The following is a 19,199-nucleotide window of genomic DNA, read 5'->3' as shown; positions in this document are numbered from 1 at the left end:
AATGCTAAAACTTCGTTGTGCTTACCTCAACGACCTCTTGGCTATTTGAGGCTTTTGCAAAACCGGGATGCTCCCTTGAAAGCCTCATCGAATATCATTGCCACGAAAGAAAACAATGCAAACAATGCAAATAATAAAAATTGCCCGATAATAGCAATAATCATAGCCAAATTCCTATTCATCATACTTCCAAGTGCAGCTCCACATAAACTAAAGAATATCAGCGCAATTACCATCCCTATCGAGGCAGCAATTGATAGAATTGTATTGTTCGATAGGGGTAAATTACGAATAACTTCAGTAACAACAGACAAAACGAAAAAATATAAAATTAATCCTATTAGCGATCCTAATACTCCTCCTACCCAAGTTTTTTTATTTCCATGTGATTCTGCTAAGAGTGTGATTTCAGCAACTGCAAATCCATAGACTAAGCTCATAATAATACCCAAAGCAATGTCATAGTTGCTGCCCATACTAAATAGAAAGCCGAATAACACCAACCAGCAGATCAAAATCAGGTTGCCCTTAGACAATAAAGTAGTTAGTTTTGGTATAGGAAGGAGAGCTGTTGTGACTTTAATTTTGAGTTGATAAGTGTCGGGTTCGGAATTTGTATGGAAGATTATATAGCGCTCATAAGCTTGACTTGCCAACAATTGTTTGGTATCAACTAGGATTTTGACATCAAAATTATTGCTCTCAAATTTCTGCGGCTCAAACGAGATCCAAGGGTGATCGTAAGGTGTATGCGGCGGATCATTCGGATGCGGCGCGACTTCCCATCTGCCACAAAGCATTGTATCGGGAATTGGGTTGCTAATTGCGATGGTTTGTGTTATTGTTTCTCCATATTCTGTAGCGGCAAATTCCAGCGTATCGCGCTCAATTCTCACTTTCGGCAAGCTGCTGACATCCAAAGATTCTAGCGCAGTTAAAGCATCCGCAGCCGATGGATATCTGTCTTGCAATCTCGGCGCTACCATCCTCTCCAACCAATTCATCCAACCCTGCTGCAATGGCGGTACTAAATGCCGGAAATGAATGCCATAATTGGCATCAACTAAATTACCGACATCCGCAGATTTCGTACCACTTAACAAGCAAATCAGCGTGATCCCTAAGCCGTAAAGGTCGGATGCTTTTGTTAATTTTCGGTTGAACATTTGTTCCGGTGGCATGAATCCCATCGTGCCTTTTACAACGCTGCTAGCGGCGATATTTCCGCCTCCTAGCCGAGCAAAACCGAAGTCTACTAAATAAACATTGAGTTCGTCATCTATTAACAAGTTTTCTGGCTTAATGTCGCGGTGAATTATCGGTGGTTTCTGAGCTTGCAGGTCAACTAAAATGTCTAAAGTTGCGATCGCAATTTCTTTGATGTCCGGCAGGGAAAAAGTCTGCGCGACAGCAGATTCGGCATTTTTGTATTCCTGCACCATGCAGAAACCGCTGTCAGTTTGAAAAGAATCGAGATAGCGGGGAATGCCAGGGAAATCCAGATTTTGCAAAACTTTAATTTCTTGTTCGTAAGCTTCGTATTCTGCCCAGCTAGCACCTAACTGGGCAAATTGAAATTGCTTAATTACAACTAATTTTTGAGTATTCGTATTTTTCGCTAAGTATGTAACTCGGCCGCCGAGACTGTTGTGTCCGAGTTCTGTTTCAATCTGATAGCCGTGAGTGGAAAAATCGGGGAAGGCGTTCATATAGTTTGTAGTAATGTTCTTTTGGGATGGGCTTCTAGCCCGTCATTAACAGGCAAGATGCCTGTTCCACAAAGAGTTATTTTTTTGCGATGGGTTTCTATCCTGTCAGCAACAGGTAAGATGCTTGTTGCACAAATAGTTATTTTTTTGTGGGGTTATATCCTGTCAGCATTAGGCAAGATGCCTGTTCCACAAAGAGTTATTTTTTTTTGATGGATCGACATTACCAACATAACTTTTTTCCAAAAAGGCGGCAAGTGCGGTATGATGTGATTTCGCGATCGGTTCTAGCGGGGAGCAGCCGTTAGAGGAAACGGGGAAAGTTCGGTGCAAGTCCGGCGCTGTCCCGCAACTGTAATGAAACCGTTGTGGTTTCTCAAGTCAGAATGCCCGCCGATATCTAACTCACTTTTGAACGCATCTGCGAGGTACGGATGATGGATGGAATTAATGCGGCTGTACGCACAAAGCACAGTCTATTTGTTTGCACTGCTTGCGCTAGTGTTTGGAAAAACGGCAAGCGCGAAGGCAAAAGTGGCGGTCAACAATTTATGGAAAATTTGTCGCAACTCGCTAAAGATTGGGAGTTTTCGGATAAATTTGAGATTCAAGAGGTTGAGTGCATGAGTGCTTGCAGTCACTCTTGTGCGGTGTCTTTTGCTGCTGTTGGAAAGTACACTTATCTGTTTGGTGATTTACCAGCAAATGAGTCGGAAAGCGTCGAGGCTGTACTCGAATGTGCGGGTCAATACTATGCTAAACCGGACGGTTTGTTGCCTTGGTCTGAGCGTCCTCAAGCTCTGAAAAAAGGCGTTTTAGCGAAGATTCCGCCGCTGCCTAATTAGAGCCTTTTCTCGTTACCCGGCTCTGCTTATTGGTGACAACTTAACGTCAAGCCGACCGGATCTCTTGTTTTTATCGAAATCTAGATCCCCCCTAACCCCCCTTAATAAGGGGGGGACAAGAAATATGCTCAAAGTCCCCCTTCTTAAGGGGGATTTAGGGGGATCTAGACTTCGCATAAAAACGACATTTATTGTGGGTTTCAGTCTTAAATTGTCACCTATGGGCAGAGCCTGAAAACGAGGCATTCCATCACAAAACAAAAAACAAAATTATCAATGCACAAAATTCCTGTTACTGTCATCACTGGTTTTCTCGGTAGCGGCAAAACTACCCTAATTCGCCACTTATTGCAAAATAATCAAGGTCGCCGCATTGCTGTTCTGGTGAACGAATTTGGCGAAATCGGAATTGATGGAGAATTGCTGCGCGATTGCCAAGTTTGCGACGAAGAAGAAAATGTTGGCAGCAATATTGTTGAACTAACAAATGGTTGTCTTTGCTGCACTGTTCAAGAGGAATTCTTGCCGACTATGCAGGAATTGTTGAAGCGCAGAGAACAAATTGATTGTATCTTAATTGAGACTTCTGGCCTCGCACTTCCTAAACCTTTGATTCAAGCTTTTCGCTGGCCGGAAATTCGCACGGGTGCTACAGTGGATGGTGTTGTTGCTGTTGTCGATTGCGAAGCTATTGCTAGCGGTTCTTTTGTCGGTGATATCGATGCTTTGATGGCACAGCGACAGGCTGATGATAGTTTAGATCACGAAACTCCGATCGAGGAATTGTTTGAAGACCAGTTAGCCTGTGCCGATATGGTACTTTTAACGAAGGTCGATCGCGTCGATGCGGAAACTCACCAGAAAGTCCAAAGCTGGTTGCAGCAAGAGTTACGTCCGAGTGTGAAAATTGTGCCTTGCAAAGGTGGCGAAATTAACCCTGATGTGCTAATGGGATTTAATGCGGCGGTTGAGGATGATTTGGAGTCACGTCCGAGCCACCACGACACTGAGGAGGAACACGAGCATGATGATGATATTAACTCGACTTTCTTTATTGCCGATCGCGAATTTGAACCTGAAGCATTGGTGAAAAAACTGCAATCCTTGATGCAGCAGGAGGAAATCTATCGGATTAAAGGATTTGTGGCGGTTCCCAAGAAACCGATGAGGATGGTGTTGCAAGGTGTCGGTTCGCGCATAGAATATTTTTACGATCGCCCTTGGCAACCTTCCGAACTCCGTCAAACCAAATTAGTGCTGATCGGTCGAGAGTTAGAGCGCGATCGAATTGCAGCTATGATTAACAACTAATTGTCCTCTCAGAGGGGCGGGTTTCTAGATATTTTGAGTTGCAGCAAATATTATTGGTAAAACTCGCCCCAACAAGCTCTCACGAACAATTTATTAACATTATTTAATATTGTGGGCGCTGCCAGCAAGTCTGGTGTACAATAGCGATAATGGTTATCATTGTACAATAATCGAGGTCAAGTATGGTGACTGCTGGGGCGATCGAATCAGTTCCTGTTACCGTTCTCACGGGCTATCTGGGTGCAGGCAAAACCACGCTACTGAACCGCATTTTAACACAGGAACACGGCAAAAAAGTTGCAGTCATCGTCAACGAGTTCGGCGAAGTAGGCATCGACAACCAACTGATAATTGATGCCGATGAAGAAATTTTCGAGATGAACAACGGCTGCATTTGCTGTACAGTTCGAGGCGATTTAATTCGGATTATCGGTAACTTAATGAAGCGGCGAGACAAATTCGACCATATAGTCATCGAAACCACAGGTTTAGCCGACCCCGCACCCGTAATTCAAACATTTTTTGTAGACGAAGATATGCGGGACAAATTGCTGCTAGACGCAGTTGTCACTGTAGTCGATGCCAAGCACATCGGGCAGCACTGGGACGCAGACGAAGCTCAAGAACAAATTGCCTTCGCCGATGTAGTTTTGCTCAACAAAACTGATTTAGTGACTGAGGAAGAATTGGCTGAATTAGAAAAGCGAATTCGTGCCATGAATGCAATGGCAAAAATTCACCGCACCCGCAAAGCTGAATTAGCAATGGATGCTTTGTTGGGCGTCAAAGCATTTGATTTGAACCGGGCATTAGAAATCGAACCCGACTTTTTGGGCGAACACACTCACGAACACGACGAAACAGTTACTTCCGTAGCCATAGTAGAATCCGGTGCTATTGACGGCAACAAATTCAGCGATTGGATTGAGGAATTGTTGCGGACTCAAGGCCCGAATATCTTTCGGACAAAAGGCATTTTGAATGTCGCCGGAGACAACAAGCGATTTGTTTTCCAAGGAGTACACATGGTGTTTGATGGCCGGCCAGATCGACCTTGGAAAGCTACCGAAACTCCGAAAAATGAGCTTGTATTCATCGGTCGCAACTTAAACGAAAATCAATTGCGAGAGGATTTTCGTAAATGTCTGGTTTAAAAAGTAGCGAACTAACCCTGGAGTTTCATGCCGAAGCCATGCTGTCTGACTACGTAACTGCTGTTACTTGGTCGCCGGATGGCACAACTTTAGCAATCTGTTCTGCTGCGGGCGAAGTGATGCTGGCTGCAGTAGGGGCAGTTAATGAATTGTCCTTGCAAACGCTACAAAGTGCTACGGATAAATCAGCCGATTGCTTGTCTTTTTCCCGCGACAGTCAATTCCTAGCTGCTGGCGGACAAGATGGAAAAGTGCGAATTTGGCGCGTTAATTCTGGGGAATTAATTGCTGATTTGGATAACCAGCGTGTCTGGGTGGATAAGTTAGCTTGGAGTCCCAACTGCAACCAGTTAGCTTTCAGTATGGGCCGCTACGTTCAAGTCTGGAATGTTGAGGATAATGTTGTTGAAGTAACGCTGAATTTTGAGTCATCATCTATCCTCGATTTAGCATGGCATCCGATGGTTCAATATCTGGCAGTTAGCGGCTATCAAGGTGTCAAAGTTTGGCATGGTGAAGACTGGGACGAAGACCCGGAAATTTTATCAGTACCCTCTGCAACAGGTGCAGTTTCTTGGTCGCCACAAGGGGAATATTTAGCTTGCGGCAATATGGACAATACTCTAATTGTTAATGAATGGGGCAATTTTGAACCGTGGGTAATGCAGGGTTTTCCGGGCAAAGTTCGGCAGTTAGCTTGGTCGGATAAAACTAATTCCTTGGGTGCGCCTTTGTTAGCTGCTGCGAGTTCTGAAGGCATTTCAGTGTGGGAAAAACACGCTGATGAAAGTGTCGGTTGGGATTCTTGGGGGTTAGAAGTGCATGAAAAAGTTGTAAATGCGATCGCCTTTCAACCTAACACATTTTTATTAGCTTCCGCAGCCGCAGACGGTCAAGTTTGTTTGTGGTCTGAAGCAGCACAATTGCTGCAAATTCTAGAAGGTGCAGAGGGCGGTTTTTCCTGTCTCGCATGGCATCCCGAAGGCCAGTTTCTCGCCGCTGGCGGCTGTGGAGGCGAATTGCTTGTTTGGTCAAAGTCTATGCGCGACAAAGGCTTCGGGCGACGCTAAGTTCGCATACGCACCCGCTTGACCAAAACATATACAATTGAAAACTTTAGGACTTACCCACGGAACCCAGAAACCGGGTTTTTCCAGCGTCTACTTCGTTGCAGACCGTATCGAGTAAAAAACCCGGTTTCTCAGTGTCGAAGTGTGTCCTGGAGTGTTATCCCCTCTTTCTTGTCAAAATCCCTTGGCTGGGACTGAACAGCAAAGCTACTAAAAATAACCCAAAAACAACTAATACAATTGCCGCACCAGACGGCATATTCAAATAATAGCTGAGATACATACCAGTTACGCTAGCTATAATCCCAATAAAAGCTCCTAATCCCATCATTAAATGTAGCTCTTTTACCAACAAATACGCCGTTATTCCCGGCCCGATTAACAGCGAAATTACTAACAGGGCTCCCACAGTTTGCAAACTCGCAACAATCGTCAGCGTAATCGCTGAAATCATCCCCAAATAAATCCATTTTACAGGCAAACCGGATGCTTGCGCCCCCAAAGGATCAAAAGTATAAAATAGCAGTTCTTTATAAAACATTTTAACTGTCGCCAAAATTATCAAAGTTATAACCAAAGTCTGCTGCACGTCAACAGGTGCGACTGACAAGATATTCCCGAACAAAAACCCGTCTAAGTCTAATTTTGTTGTCCGCAAAAGGCTAATTAAGGTGACGCTAATAGCTAAAAATGTAGACAAAATTAAGGCCATGACAGCATCAATTTTTAGGCGCGATTGCGATTGAATCCACGCCATAATAACGGCGCTGATAATTCCCGATATAAACGCGCCGATAGAAATATTGAAACCTAAAGAAAAAGCCACCGGCAATCCTGCTAATACTGAATGGGCAATCATGTCAACCATCATTCCCATTTGCTGTACAATTAAATAGGAGCCGACAACGGCGCAGAGAATACCTAGCAAAACGCCGACGCCGATCGCATTTCGCATAAACTCGAATTTGAGCGGCTCAATTAGCAAATTTAACATTTAATTACTTACCTCAATAATCTTATTGCTTTAACCGCAAATAAACGCAGATAGAAGATAATTATCTGCGTTTATTTGCGTTCATCTGCGGTTAAAAATAAATCTTTTCCACTCACGCTGACACTAAACTTAAATCGTATCCATAGGCTTTTTGAATATTGGCTGCTGTGAGAACTTCTCGGCAGGAACCCGTTGCAATTAACTGCTTGTTGAGCAATAATAAATTGTCGTACTGTTTTAAAGTTTCGCCTAAATCGTGGCTGATTACTAGCAATGTTTTATTTTCTGATTTGAGTTCGGCAAAAATATCGAAAATAATCTCTTCGGTTGCTTTGTCGATCGCGTTAAAAGGTTCGTCGAAGAAGAATAAATCGGCTTGTTGCGCGATCGACCTTGCTAAGAAAATCCGCTGCTGCTGTCCGCCAGACAGTTCGCCAATTTGCCGATCGCGCAAATCCCACATTCCCACCCGCAGCAAAGCAGCTTTCACCAATTCTTGCGACTGCTTCGAGGGACTGCGAAACCAACCAGTCTGGACGGTTCGTGCCATCATTACCGCATTCCACACAGTAATCGGATAATCCCAGTCAATTTGCGATCGCTGCGGCACATAAGCCACCCGCGACAACTGCTGCTTCAACAACCGCCCCTGATATTTCACCAAACCCCGACAGGCCGGGATCAATCCCAGCATCGCTTTCACCATCGTGCTTTTCCCCGCGCCGTTGGGGCCGAACACACAGGTTAATTGTCCGGGATCTAACTGGAAATTCACGCTGTTGAGGGCCGAAATGCCTCGATAATTAACAGCTAAGTCTTGCACTTCTAACATAATTCAAGTTTTTGAGAACGATTCTTGTTCGTAGCTACTAGAATAGGATAACTCGAAAAAGCAATAACGATTATCGTTCCAAAGGTGAAAATGTTAAAGAACTTGCCTGGAAAAACCCGCAGATTGTGCGGTGTGGCTGTTTTGGCAATTGGCTGCGGACTGGTTGGCTGCAGTGAAGGACAGAACGCAAGCAATCCGGTGTCAGAGAGTCCGGCCGCGACTCAAACTCAAGCCAGTCGGGCCGCCAACTTGCCACAAGTCGTGGCCACGACTGGCGTTATCTGCAACCTAACTAAAGAAATCGCTCAAAGTTCGATCGACACCACCTGCCTCATCAAGCCGGGAGACGACCCCCACGCCTATCAAACCAAGCCGGAAGACCGCAAAGCGATTGAAACCGCAAATCTGATTTTATACGGCGGCTACAACCACGAACCCAGCATCATTAAGTTAATTGAATCTAGCAGTAATTCCGCACCCAAAATCGCCGTACACGAACTCGCAGTTCCCAAACCGCTGATAGGCGAACACGAGCACGAACACGGCGAAGAGAAAGCCCAAAATCAACCCCATGCAGAAGGCGAAAAAGTCCCTGACCCTCACGTTTGGCATAACCCTCAAAATGGCATCCGTATGGTAGAAACAATTCGGGATGAATTGATCAAAGTTTCCCCCACCAATGCTCAAATTTTTACAAAAAATGCAGCAAGCTTAACAGATGAGTTGCAAAAAATAGATACTTGGATAAAAGCTCAAATTGCGACTATTCCCGCCCAAAGACGCAAGTTAGTAACAACTCACGATGCTCTGAGTTACTATGCCGATGCTTACGATTTGGAGATTGCAGGAGCTTTGCAGGGTGTGACGACAGAGGAACAGCCCACAGCAGCAAGAATTGCCGAATTATCTTCAGAAATTAAGACGGCAGGAGTGCCAACAATTTTTGCCGAAACTACAACTAATCCGAAGTTGATGGAGACTGTGGCGAGGGAGGCAAATGTCGAAATTTCGGACAAGGAACTTTACAGCGACGAGTTGGGCGGCCCTGGCACGGGTGCTGATACATATCAGGGAATGCTGAAAACTAATACTTGCGCGATTATTTCTGGCCTCGGTGGCAATTGTACTTCCTTTGCAGGAGAAACTGCACCAAATCCCAAACCATAGACTTTCTAAAGTTCGCCTACTAGCAAGCACCTTACCTTTGCTGGGTACGCAGCAAAACGCAGCGCTCGCAATCGCAGGGGTTTTCGATTGCAAACGCTGCGTTTGCTGCGATGACTGAAAGCATCAAGGATACAAGCCCCCGGATTCATTCCGAAAGCAGACTCAGGACCAGTGAAATAAAAAACCTGTATCCGATAAAGGAGTCCCCGAATTTATCCGTGGGGTCAATGCTTCAATCTAAAATCTAAAATCTAAAATCTAAAATCGATTGACTTTAAGGTGAATTTTCCTCATCGGTACTGGGGGGTTTTTGGCCAATTCCTAATTGCTTCTTAGAGGATTTTAAGTCTTTCCAAAGCATCTTAATATCTTTATAGGCTTTCTCAGCGCTAATTTTACCCCCAGTTTCTAGCGAGCAAATATAAGTTATTTTTTGAGCAAACTCCTGCAAATTGGCATTAAACGCCAAGTTTTCTGGCGTGAAATCACCGTAGTAGCGATTGCGAGGATGTAAAAAATCTTCCCGCTCTTTCATTGCCCCCTCCTAATTTAACTTTTGGTTTTCAACTTTTGGTTCGGTCTCTGCTGTTAATAGCACTATTTTTGCTCAGTATCGCGGCGCTAACTTGCTTCTATTGTATTGCGTAAGTAGCAATAGTGCTTTTTCGCTCTGTATTTAGTCTATTAATGCAGTTTTAACCTTAAGTTAGCTTTATTTTAACCTTTCTTTAACCTAAAAGCAAAAAAATTGGGAAATGCGGTGTTCGCATCTCCCTTGAGATATATTTGGCAGTTGTTGATTAACCTTTTCTGAAGCCGAATATTTATTTGTGGCACTCGCAGCCGGTGTGGCCGCAGCCTTGGCCGTTGGGGTGCCCGTCAGCGCAAGCACTGGAACAGTATGTTTTGCCCTCTTTTTCAATGGCTTCGCTGGGGCTGACAACGCACGAACATGAAGGACAGGCACATTTTGTTTGGGTGGCGGTAGTCATTTTACATTCTCCTGGTGGGGTTGTTTGTCTGTACTTATATATGAACATATATTCAGATATATGTCAAGGGAATGTAAAAGTTTTGTTACAAAAGGTTCGCCGATCGCACTAAAATGAAAATGAGAATTAAAACTAGCCGGGAAAAGATGTCACCCAACTCTGCTGTTAATGGAGCGATAAGTCAGCCTCACGAACAAAACGATACACCAATGTGCGATCCATCGCACTTAGTTGACTGTTTGCGGGCCGGGGACATCCAAACACAAGTTCTCAACACCGCAAAAGCTCAGCGGATGGCAGAGTTTTTCAGTCTTTTGGGAGATGCGAATCGCCTGCGGCTGCTGTCGGTTTTGGCAAAACAAGAACTGTGCGTGTGTGACTTGGCTGCGGCGTTGAGAATGAGCGAGTCAGCAGTATCGCATCAGTTGCGGGCATTGCGGGCGATGCGGTTGGTAAGTTACCGCAAGGTTGGGAGACAAGTTTTTTATAGTTTACTCGATCGCCACGTTTTTGAACTTTACCAAGCAGTCGCCGAACACTTAGACGAAGCAGAATAAGCTTTTGGGCAGTGGGCAGTGGGCATTGGGCATTGGGCATTGGGCATGGGGCATTGGGCATGGGGCATTGGGCATTGGGCATTGATTTAAAATTCTGTAGGGGCGGCTTTTACGAATAATCTCGGCCTAATGCCAATAATCTCGTAAACCCGCCCTCACCAAACTCGATATCAATCTTTAACGGTGTGGCCCGTAGCAACAACCGCCTGTTTAATTGACTCTTCAGAAGCTTGAGCTTCTACTGTAACAGTCTTAGCTGCGACATCCACATTCACAGTAGCATCGGATTCAACAGTTTTGATGGCTTTGGTAATTGTATCACCGCAGCCGGAACAGACGATCGAGGGAACGTTAAGTAGTATTGCCATAATTAAGCAAAATTTCGTAGATGACAGTATTATTTTTTATTTTAATCTAAATTCGTGAAACACGCGCTTTCGCCGATTCTGGCAGGGGTTTAAACCCCTGCCTCAAAGCTCAATCCGGTTAAGACCGACTGTAGAGTTTGACGTTAAAAGTTATAGATTATTTCCTACCAATATCACTTCAAACTTAATACCTCTGAAGGCACATTAATATCGGGTATGCGGCGCCCAACGGCGGCGGCTACAGGCCGCAAACTCGCAACTAAATCTACCATATCTGGTAAAGAAAGAGCTTGCCGCGCGTCAGAAACCGATTTTTCCGGTTGCGGGTGACATTCAATAATCAATCCGTCTGCACCGCAAGCAACCGCTGCTTTGGCTAGTGGTGCGACTAATTCTCGCTTGCCGACGGCGTGAGAAGGGTCTACTATTACTGGCAAATGAGTTAACTGTTTCAGCGCTACGACTGCACCTAAATCTAATACATTCCGGGTGTAATTGTCGAAGCTGCGGATGCCTCTTTCGCAGAGAACTACATGAGGATTTCCGTGACTGAGAATGTATTCGGCGGCCATCACAAATTCTTCGATTGTGGCTGATAAGCCGCGTTTTAGCAGGACTGGTTTTCCGGCTTGACCGATCGCCTTTAGTAACTCGAAGTTTTGCATATTCCGACTGCCTAGTTGCAGCATATCAGCATAGGTGACAACTGGCTCGATTTGGGCGATCGACATTACCTCTGTCACCACGGGCAAACCGTAACGCCGGCTGACATCGGCTAAAATTTCGAGTCCCTCAATTCCCATGCCTTGGAAAGCATAGGGAGATGTGCGGGGTTTGTAGACTCCGCCTCGCAAACCTTGAACGGAGGCGGCGGATAGTTGGCGGGCGACGGTTTCCATTTGTGCGGAACTTTCGACGGTACAGGGGCCACCGATGATTAATAATTCTGTGCCGCCGACTGAGACTGTTTCTGAGAGTTTGACTATTGTTTGGTGTTCGGGATGAGATTTGGTTACGAGTTTGGCTTCTAACATGAGGGTATTTTCCTGGAAATTTAAGTGGGTGGTTGACAACAAAAAACCCGGAACTTTTAGGGGTTCCGGGTTGGTGCGAAAAGACAGCGCGACAATTTACCCAGAACTTTTGTTGGGCCAAAAATAAAAGCTGTCGTACCAGTTACTGAATAATGTCATTGCTGTTTTCGCTTGTAGTCGATTGGTTGTTGGGAAAAGAACTAGAAAAAACAAAACCGCAGGTGTTAATCTGCGGTTCGCCCGGATGTTCACAGTGAATTGCAAATTCACTCCGGGCGAACTTGGCTGTACCAAAAATAAAAATAGCTGTTGGCTGTGAACTTGGCTGTGAACATAGCTGAAGTGCTGCGATTTGTGGGTTAAACACAATACTATTGCACAAGCTAGCACAGGGAGATTCGGATGTCAACCTATTTTGAGAAAAAAATTTGTATAATGGGCGCTCTTGTCCCCCCCTTGTTAAGGGGGGCTAGGGGGGATCGAGGGCCTAAGTAGTAAGGTGGAGTTCGATCGCTCTTTTCGCCCCTTAATCAGGAATATGTCTCGTTTATAGCTTCGTTTCGATAGTCCCTAACGCCTCTTATTAAGGGGGGCATGAGTATTTAAAGTCCTCATCTATATCTCGTTTATACCTTGGTTTCGATCCCCCCTAACCCCCCTTAATAAGGGGGGGACAAGAGGGAGCTTTCCGATGGTAGGGGGAACGATACTTTGATGCAAGGGAGATATATTGATTAGTCCCAGCCGAAATCTCGATCGCACAATTCGGCTAGTCTTTGGTTGTGCGATCGAAAATATGCTCTCAATTGCTCGTATACTGTCTCGCTGATGGGCGGATATTCGCTGGAGTTGAGCTTGCCGTAGGTTGGTAGTTGATGAGGCGGTAAGTCTAAAAATTCGAGGACGTTGTTGAGGATTTGGGCTGGGTTGCTATACAAGTCTTCGCTTTTGATGATTGAGATTTGTGATTTGGGAAAAAGTTTCATCCAGGCTGGGAGTTGATCAGCGTAAATGCCGCGGGCTAGATAGGTGTGGTGTTGGTGTTCGTAACTATAGTATTTGGGGTTGGCTAGGAGTTTTTCCATTTCGCCTTTGAGTCTTTCGGGCTCGGCGGCGATCGCGTCTTCTAATGAGAGAGTTTCGTATTTTATTCTGATATAATGATAGTAGTGGGATATGGCGCGATCGACGGGGTTTCTCAGCAGGACGATGATTTTAACTTTCGGACATAAATCATAAATTCGCTGGGGAACGTGGGGGTGAAATATGTAGTAAGGACTGGCTTCTCCGGTGATTTTTTTGGGGCCGTTTTTGGGCAGGGGAAATTGAGCATAGTACCAGTCTGGCCCTTTGTCGAACTTTAAGTCAAAATAATGTACTTCTTTTTCGGTGGCATGGGCGATTTGGGGATGTTGGGTGAGATAGGCATAAAGCGATGTTGTTCCGCCTTTTTGGGCACCGATGATGATGAAGTCGGGGGGTTTGGGAGTTTGTTTCATGGGTTGTAGGTTTTATATTTTGCAGTTGTACTGACAGTGTTTCGGATTTGGCATTTGTACCGATTGTCCGCCGGGGGTTTTTAACCGCCGGCGGGTTGGGGGGCATTACGGCAATTCGATCGCACTTGGGGGCATTACGGCAATTCGATCGCACTTGGGGGCATTACGGCTATTCGATTGCCCAATTTAGATTTGATTGCACTGATACGCTTAACCACAATTCGATCGCCCTCTCTACATTCTAGATTCCGGTGGTTGAAACTGAGACTAGACAAACAAAGCCTGCCGGGGTGGGCTAGGTAATACCTCGGATACGATCGGGATCACTGTTTTTGGGTGATCGCATTCACTCTGGCTCTGACCACTGACATTTCAATTTAAGTAGATTAGAGTGGAGTTAGGAATATCTAATTCGTGCGGGGCAAATCTTTCGCTGAAAAATATATTATCGGCGGCGATTTTGGTTGCGGGTTTGTGGGTTTTATTTTTCAGCCAAGGTACAGATTTAAATTTGTGCAAGAGGCTGATATGCAAGTTGCAAAAAATGGGAACAATAAAGATGGGATTGTACTGTCGAGCAGTAACTACCAGCAATACCATCTCTGAAATTATTCAGGAAGGCGTCAATGTTTAAGAGCAAATTATCCAAAGTTATCGTATCCCTGCTGCGGCGGATTGCTGGTGTTACCAGATCCGGGGCGAAGCGGCTGATGAGAGCAATGCTACAAGCCCTGATGGCTATGGGCCGGAGGGCAAGACTGCCGATGGCGGGGTTTGTGCTGCCGACGGTGACGATGGTGTTGCTGGTAGTGATTTTGTTGACGGTGGCGATTACGCTGCGATCGTTTGATCGGGCTAATACGGCGCGTAACGTGCGCGTGAACCAGCAGCTACTGGCGGCCGCGACTCCCGCGCTCGATCGGGCGAAAGCGAAAATTCAGTTCCTGCTGGAGCAAACCCAGAATCGGGGTACCCCTTCTGATGCAGACTTGTACTTGCCGCTCGCCAACCCCACTACACCTGGAAGTACAGTTGATAATTATACCTTTGGGGACGAAGAACGCCTGAGACTTAAGTATGACCTAGACGGTAGCGGTGGCATAAGTCCCGATTTTAAGGTTAACGATACTGGCTTTAATCTCGAAACCAACGAATCAATAAATACTGCTTGGAGATATCCCGTCGATACAAATGGCGATGGCACATTTGACAGTTTTACCCTCTACGGCATATTCTTCCGCACCCCCCCAAGGGACGACGTTGAAAAAAGTCCTACTTTGGGCGACTTCTTAAGAAAAAGAGAGCCGTTGGAAGCAAGAAAGCCACCGCAGAGGAAACTTAAGGCTGGTTGCGAACAGGGTGGAGGTACTGTCGCTACTTTAGCGGGGGACTCAGGCTGGTACAGGATAGACGGGAAACTTAAAAAAAGTTTTTTCGTTTATACAGTTAACGTACCTATGACAGCAGCAGATGTTGCTGCGGCTCCTGACCCTGCTAAGTATCAAGCATTCACAGGAACTTCTAGCATTTCAGCCCTGGAATATCAGCAAGACCAAGCTCTTATTCCGATCCCCAACAACGCGGTTGTTTATGAAAACGATCTAGACATATCGCCGGGACCTCCGTTGAATCTAAACGGGCGGATATTCACAAACAGTAATTTGCTAGTGACAGGGTTGAATAATCCTAACAGCATAAAACTGTATCAGGTCAGCAGCCCAGATTCTTGTTTCTACGAACAAGAAGGTAGCAAAATTGTTGTGGCTGGTAATGTAGTAAATGGTTGGTCTGGTAACAACACGGTTAAGAATGCAGTGGACGTGCACCTTTTCAAACAAGGTAGCATCACGGGCGGAAAAAACGCATTCATGCTGAGTAAAAAATTAGAAATTAAGGCGGGTACGGAATCAACTAGCGATTCTAGATTGAATGTTCTTTACAATGACGAAGCCTATACAAAGCGCCTATCTTTGCTAGTAGAAGCGCAGTTGGGAGACCCCGCCAGTCCAAACCCGGAGGCTAACGATCCGTTGTCAGTGCGGCAGCGACCGCAAACCCTAGATCGCAAACAAGCGCTGACAGAATATTTTAAGCAGATGCTCCGCAAGGTTCCCTATGCGGAAGTGCCGCTTGGAGGAGACGCAACGGTGGGCTACGGTCTTCCGTGGTCAACACCTGCCGGAACCCCACCCATTCTAGACAGCAGAGAGACCCTAAGACCCGTAGATCAATGGAGTTTGCTCAAAGATTCCGAAACCAAAATCACCCTAACGGTTGGTCAGCTAGAAGCAACAGACCCCTCAAAAGAACCTGAAGAAGAACAATTTCTGGGCGATCGCGTTGTGGTAGGCAACAACCTACCAGCCAAGAGATGGGACGCTACCAAATCTCAATTTACCAGTAAGCCGGAAGAAGTAGCAGGGAATTGGAATTCGATCGACCCCCCAGATCCTAATTTTCCGCGCACTCGATCGTCCCAGGTGACAAAGATCGCTGATGTAGGAGCGACAGACCGCAACGGTTTTTGGGAACAAGAAGCGGCGAAAAACCCGAAAAATCTCTTGGATGGCAATGGTGGCTTGCGCGTCATTACTGGTGCAGGGGTTTACGATCGCACTAATTCATTCCTCCCGCCGCCTAGCTGGATAAATCCTGCAAATGGCAACCCCGTAACTGGGGACACGAACACTTACGACGACCCAACAACGACCGCCACTGAGCAGTACCGTGTCGTCTGGCCCGACTCCATGCCGATGTCACCACTGGGGCCGGGGTCACAAGTATATGATAATGTTGCCGGTAACTGGACTACCTGGGACCCAGGTTGGTCTACTCCTACCGATATCAGCGCAACTCTCCCATCAGCAGTCCCGTCTACTACTCTACTTCCAGGTATTGTTGAGCAGGCTACCACCGCTAAGAAATATGCCAAAGGCGATTTGCGGATGCGGGCGACGGTAGTTTATCACTATAAAGATAGTCCCCCGGCCAAGGGAGAGTTGAATGACAAACCGCTGGCCTGCGTCAGCAGCTATTACGACCCTAGCAACGCTTCCACAGCGAGAAACATTTCGACGGGAAGCCTACCCGATGTCAGCGGCCAGGGAGCGCTCGCACCAGATATCGCAACACGCGCACCTGGGCTAGGAACACGGCAGACCTTGATCGGCTCCAACAACGGCATCACCTACGGCCCCCCGAAAGCGCGACCGGGTGCCGCTTCAACGCTTTCTGCCACAACAGGCTTGCTTACTGGCGGACAAGCTGCTTTAGATATGCAAGCTAACTTAGTCTTCCCCGACGGTCGCTTTGCTAATAAGCCGTTGAGAGATGCTCTTGTGAAAGCAGACACCGATCGCAATTTGGCAGAAAAAGCTGCGATCGACTCGACTAATTGCGCCATACAGATACTTGACGGCTCGATCGTACCCGCTCCCACACTCATTCCTAACGGGGCTATCCAAGAAGTAGCATTTTTGAATGCCAGAGAAATCAAGGCGATCGATCGTGATGATCCGGCTACCAACGTTAACGAAGCCTTTACCCTGAGCAGCCCGACCACAGGTGCCCAAGCAGCAACACTAACAGGGAATTACAACCAGCCTTTAGAAGAACGGCAACCCCTAGAAATTCGCGCCACTCAAATAGACCTCAATGTACTGCGAAGCACTAAATTTGGAACGGACGAGTATTTACTGCCAAACAGCGGGATTATTTATGCCACTCGCGACGACGCGCTGCCCGATCGCAGTTCTCGCCCTGGTCTTGTCGCAGGTGGCATAGATGAAAGTAGTAGCGCAACAGTCAGCCCCACAGATTCCCGGCTAGACCCTACTCGCAAGCCCAACGGAATTCTACTTGTGAATGGTAAGGAGCTAGGCAGAGTTCCTGGTTCCTCCGCTACTGTGGCGGATGTAGTCATGGAAAAGGGGCTGACTTTGGCATCTAATTTACCCGTTTACATCAAAAACGAATTTAACCTTCACTCCGGCGAAGAGTTTACTCAGGCCGTGGGTAATTGGAGTGCCTTTTACGATCGCGCAGCCGCAAACCTCAATAAGAACTTTGCCTGTCGCCCAAACGACCCCAGATTAGGTGGTCAATGTACAACCGGCGACACCTGGCGTCCCGCAAACATACTGGCAGATGCTGTCACCCTGCTTTCAACAAATTACCGTTTTGGCTTCCGCAACGAGGGAGATTTTGACCTGAGAAATAATGCCGGTGCTGCTGCTGTAATGCCTCGCAAACAGCAAGGATTTTACAGCAACAACTTTGTGACAAACGGACTTTCCAGCGGGGCGTTCAAGGCTGACGGCAATTTAAAGGCACAAACAGACCCGATAACTGTGACAGACGCTACCTATGTCACCACCACTCCCCCGATTACAAGTTCTTACTTCAACAACTTTGTCACCCCCGTGCAGCGACGTGGGAAGTTCCCAGAGTATTTGATGGAAGTTTGTAACAAAATCCCGGTTTCTGCGTGTGAGGATAAGGACTGGTATGTAAATCCAGCAGCGGCAGACCCATCCACACCAGCAGCAGGTAAGGCAACTGTTGGTCAGAACATAACAGCCGCAGCCACTCCTTATCCAGCGGGAACAACTGCAATTCCGCCAACCCCAGAACTGCAACGCTTCCCCCGCCGTGTTGCCTTTAAGAGAACTGGTAACGCACTGGAGACGCCAAATGCTCCTGTGCCATTAGGGATTACTGGCACAACGGTTACTGATGGGCCAGGCACAAATTTAACAGATAATTCTCTGTGGTTTGGGACGACTGCGGCGGCCAACCGTACTACAGTGACTTACGGTTCACAGAATTATCCCTTTGTGTTTAACCAGGCGCTGAAGGACGGGAGCGGTGCAAATTTACCAAAATTAGTATCAACAACACCAGCAAACCTAAATGAAGGCTCGCAACCACTACTCATGCCGGTTTTGCAGATCCAAACTGTGACGGCGCCGCCAGCGGCTGCTTCATCGACCAGTTTGCCAGAAGGTACAGGTATTGTGAGGGCAACCGGGTGGATAACGACGGCTGTAAACACAACATTTAATATGGTCGTAGGCTCGAACGATACTCCTTCGCGATCGCTCGGTAATGTCGGTGACTTTAACGGAGGCCTGCAAAACTTGCCCCGCTTCTTGGAAAGCTGGAATGCCGGGGCAGTTTCCACAAACATCCAGGGTTCCTTTATTCAGTTCGGCCGGAGTGCTTACAGCACCGCGCCCTATATCCCGATTTTAGATCCGGCGGCTTCGCAGCAGACAGCTTCAGCTACTAAGTTGCGGAGTCTTTTCGATTCACCGCCAATCTCACCGAGCCCAGCCCCACCCGCAATCACTTACACTGGCGGTGTTCCAAGAGCTTTATACAGAACTGATGCCGGCGCCGGTAGCCTTCCCTTCTTCAGCGCTCCTGCTCGGAATTGGGGTTATGACTTGGGCTTACTATCTCAGCCACCCGACTTGTTTACCCGAAAGTTCACGACTCCTCCCACAAAACGCACCCCGGACGAGTATTTCCAGGAAGTACCTCGTGATGACGAGTGGGTACAAACATTGTTGTGTGCTTTCCTTGATAAGGACGGGACAACGAAAGCTGTCACTGGCAATTTGCGCCCAACAGATTCATTCTGCAAATCTAAAGCAGGTGCCTAAC

General features: G+C 46.7%; 16 protein-coding genes and 1 riboswitch. Of the genes, 8 read left to right on the top strand and 8 right to left on the bottom strand.

The features are described from left to right. Window positions 1-41 precede the first annotated feature (41 nt). Window positions 42-1,709: a protein kinase domain-containing protein gene (locus QUB44_RS25575; protein ID WP_333371912.1), complete on the bottom strand. Its 1,668-nt coding sequence runs from the start codon at window positions 1,707-1,709 to the stop codon at window positions 42-44. 265 nt (window positions 1,710-1,974) lie between these two features. Continuing rightward, window positions 1,975-2,121: riboswitch (cobalamin riboswitch) on the top strand. Between the two features lie 22 nt (window positions 2,122-2,143). Between QUB44_RS25575 and QUB44_RS25570 the strand changes: the two genes are divergently transcribed. The 4 genes from QUB44_RS25570 to QUB44_RS25555 all read left to right on the top strand — a co-directional run bounded on the left by QUB44_RS25570 (window position 2,144) and on the right by QUB44_RS25555 (window position 6,089). Further along, window positions 2,144-2,554 (top strand): DUF1636 domain-containing protein, encoded by a 411-nt coding sequence (locus tag QUB44_RS25570; protein WP_333282669.1) that lies wholly within the window; start codon window positions 2,144-2,146, stop codon window positions 2,552-2,554. Window positions 2,555-2,830: 276 nt separating this feature from the next. Further along, a complete protein-coding gene (cobW, locus tag QUB44_RS25565) occupies window positions 2,831-3,865 on the top strand; it encodes a cobalamin biosynthesis protein CobW (protein WP_333371910.1) in 1,035 nt (344 codons plus the stop codon). A 182-nt stretch (window positions 3,866-4,047) separates the two neighbouring features. Then, entirely contained in the window at window positions 4,048-5,019 is a 972-nt protein-coding gene (locus QUB44_RS25560) for a GTP-binding protein (protein ID WP_333371908.1), read from the top strand. Continuing rightward, the gene (locus tag QUB44_RS25555) at window positions 5,007-6,089 is read left to right on the top strand and encodes a WD40 repeat domain-containing protein (protein WP_333371906.1); all 1,083 of its coding nucleotides are present in this window, start codon (window positions 5,007-5,009) and stop codon (window positions 6,087-6,089) included. The genes QUB44_RS25560 and QUB44_RS25555 overlap by 13 nt, the downstream gene beginning before the upstream one ends. A gap of 157 nt (window positions 6,090-6,246) precedes the next feature. Here QUB44_RS25555 and QUB44_RS25550 read toward each other — a convergent pair whose 3' ends face one another. Together QUB44_RS25550 and QUB44_RS25545 are read right to left on the bottom strand one after the other, a co-directional pair. Continuing rightward, window positions 6,247-7,083, bottom strand: a complete 837-nt coding sequence (locus tag QUB44_RS25550; RefSeq protein WP_333371904.1) for a metal ABC transporter permease — start codon at window positions 7,081-7,083, stop codon at window positions 6,247-6,249. Between the two features lie 112 nt (window positions 7,084-7,195). Continuing rightward, window positions 7,196-7,915 (bottom strand): metal ABC transporter ATP-binding protein, encoded by a 720-nt coding sequence (locus QUB44_RS25545; protein ID WP_333371902.1) that lies wholly within the window; start codon window positions 7,913-7,915, stop codon window positions 7,196-7,198. A 90-nt stretch (window positions 7,916-8,005) separates the two neighbouring features. On the opposite strand from QUB44_RS25545, the gene QUB44_RS25540 reads away from it, so the two are divergent. Next, on the top strand, window positions 8,006-9,082 hold the full coding sequence (locus QUB44_RS25540; protein ID WP_333371900.1) for a metal ABC transporter solute-binding protein, Zn/Mn family: 1,077 nt from the start codon (window positions 8,006-8,008) through the stop codon (window positions 9,080-9,082). Window positions 9,083-9,356: 274 nt separating this feature from the next. Here QUB44_RS25540 and QUB44_RS25535 read toward each other — a convergent pair whose 3' ends face one another. Then, window positions 9,357-9,617, bottom strand: a complete 261-nt coding sequence (locus QUB44_RS25535) for a DUF7219 family protein (RefSeq protein WP_333371898.1) — start codon at window positions 9,615-9,617, stop codon at window positions 9,357-9,359. Window positions 9,618-9,906: 289 nt separating this feature from the next. Next, on the bottom strand, window positions 9,907-10,074 hold the full coding sequence (locus tag QUB44_RS25530; RefSeq protein ID WP_333161417.1) for a metallothionein: 168 nt from the start codon (window positions 10,072-10,074) through the stop codon (window positions 9,907-9,909). Between the two features lie 146 nt (window positions 10,075-10,220). Between QUB44_RS25530 and QUB44_RS25525 the strand changes: the two genes are divergently transcribed. Beyond that, window positions 10,221-10,631, top strand: coding sequence for a metalloregulator ArsR/SmtB family transcription factor (locus tag QUB44_RS25525; RefSeq protein ID WP_333371917.1), 411 nt, complete (start codon window positions 10,221-10,223; stop codon window positions 10,629-10,631). Between the two features lie 170 nt (window positions 10,632-10,801). On the opposite strand, the gene QUB44_RS25520 is transcribed toward QUB44_RS25525, so the two are convergent. The 3 genes from QUB44_RS25520 to QUB44_RS25510 all read right to left on the bottom strand — a co-directional run bounded on the left by QUB44_RS25520 (window position 10,802) and on the right by QUB44_RS25510 (window position 13,532). Next, complete coding sequence (locus QUB44_RS25520; protein WP_333161419.1) at window positions 10,802-10,999, bottom strand: heavy-metal-associated domain-containing protein; 198 nt, start codon at window positions 10,997-10,999, stop codon at window positions 10,802-10,804. A gap of 173 nt (window positions 11,000-11,172) precedes the next feature. Beyond that, complete coding sequence (aroF, locus tag QUB44_RS25515) at window positions 11,173-12,033, bottom strand: 3-deoxy-7-phosphoheptulonate synthase (RefSeq protein ID WP_333371896.1); 861 nt, start codon at window positions 12,031-12,033, stop codon at window positions 11,173-11,175. A gap of 734 nt (window positions 12,034-12,767) precedes the next feature. Further along, a complete protein-coding gene (locus QUB44_RS25510; protein ID WP_333371894.1) occupies window positions 12,768-13,532 on the bottom strand; it encodes a sulfotransferase domain-containing protein in 765 nt (254 codons plus the stop codon). 47 nt (window positions 13,533-13,579) lie between these two features. Between QUB44_RS25510 and QUB44_RS25505 the strand changes: the two genes are divergently transcribed. Both QUB44_RS25505 and hpsA read left to right on the top strand, forming a co-directional pair. Next, the gene (locus QUB44_RS25505) at window positions 13,580-13,777 is read left to right on the top strand and encodes a hypothetical protein (protein ID WP_333371892.1); all 198 of its coding nucleotides are present in this window, start codon (window positions 13,580-13,582) and stop codon (window positions 13,775-13,777) included. A gap of 381 nt (window positions 13,778-14,158) precedes the next feature. Beyond that, window positions 14,159-19,198, top strand: coding sequence for a hormogonium polysaccharide biosynthesis protein HpsA (gene hpsA / locus QUB44_RS25500; RefSeq protein WP_333371890.1), 5,040 nt, complete (start codon window positions 14,159-14,161; stop codon window positions 19,196-19,198). The last annotated feature ends 1 nt before the right edge of the window (window position 19,199 follow it).

It is taken from the genome of Microcoleus sp. AT3-D2 (genome assembly GCF_036705715.1).
GTDB lineage: Bacteria > Cyanobacteriota > Cyanobacteriia > Cyanobacteriales > Microcoleaceae > Microcoleus.
This window is presented reverse-complemented; position numbering and strand designations above follow the sequence as displayed.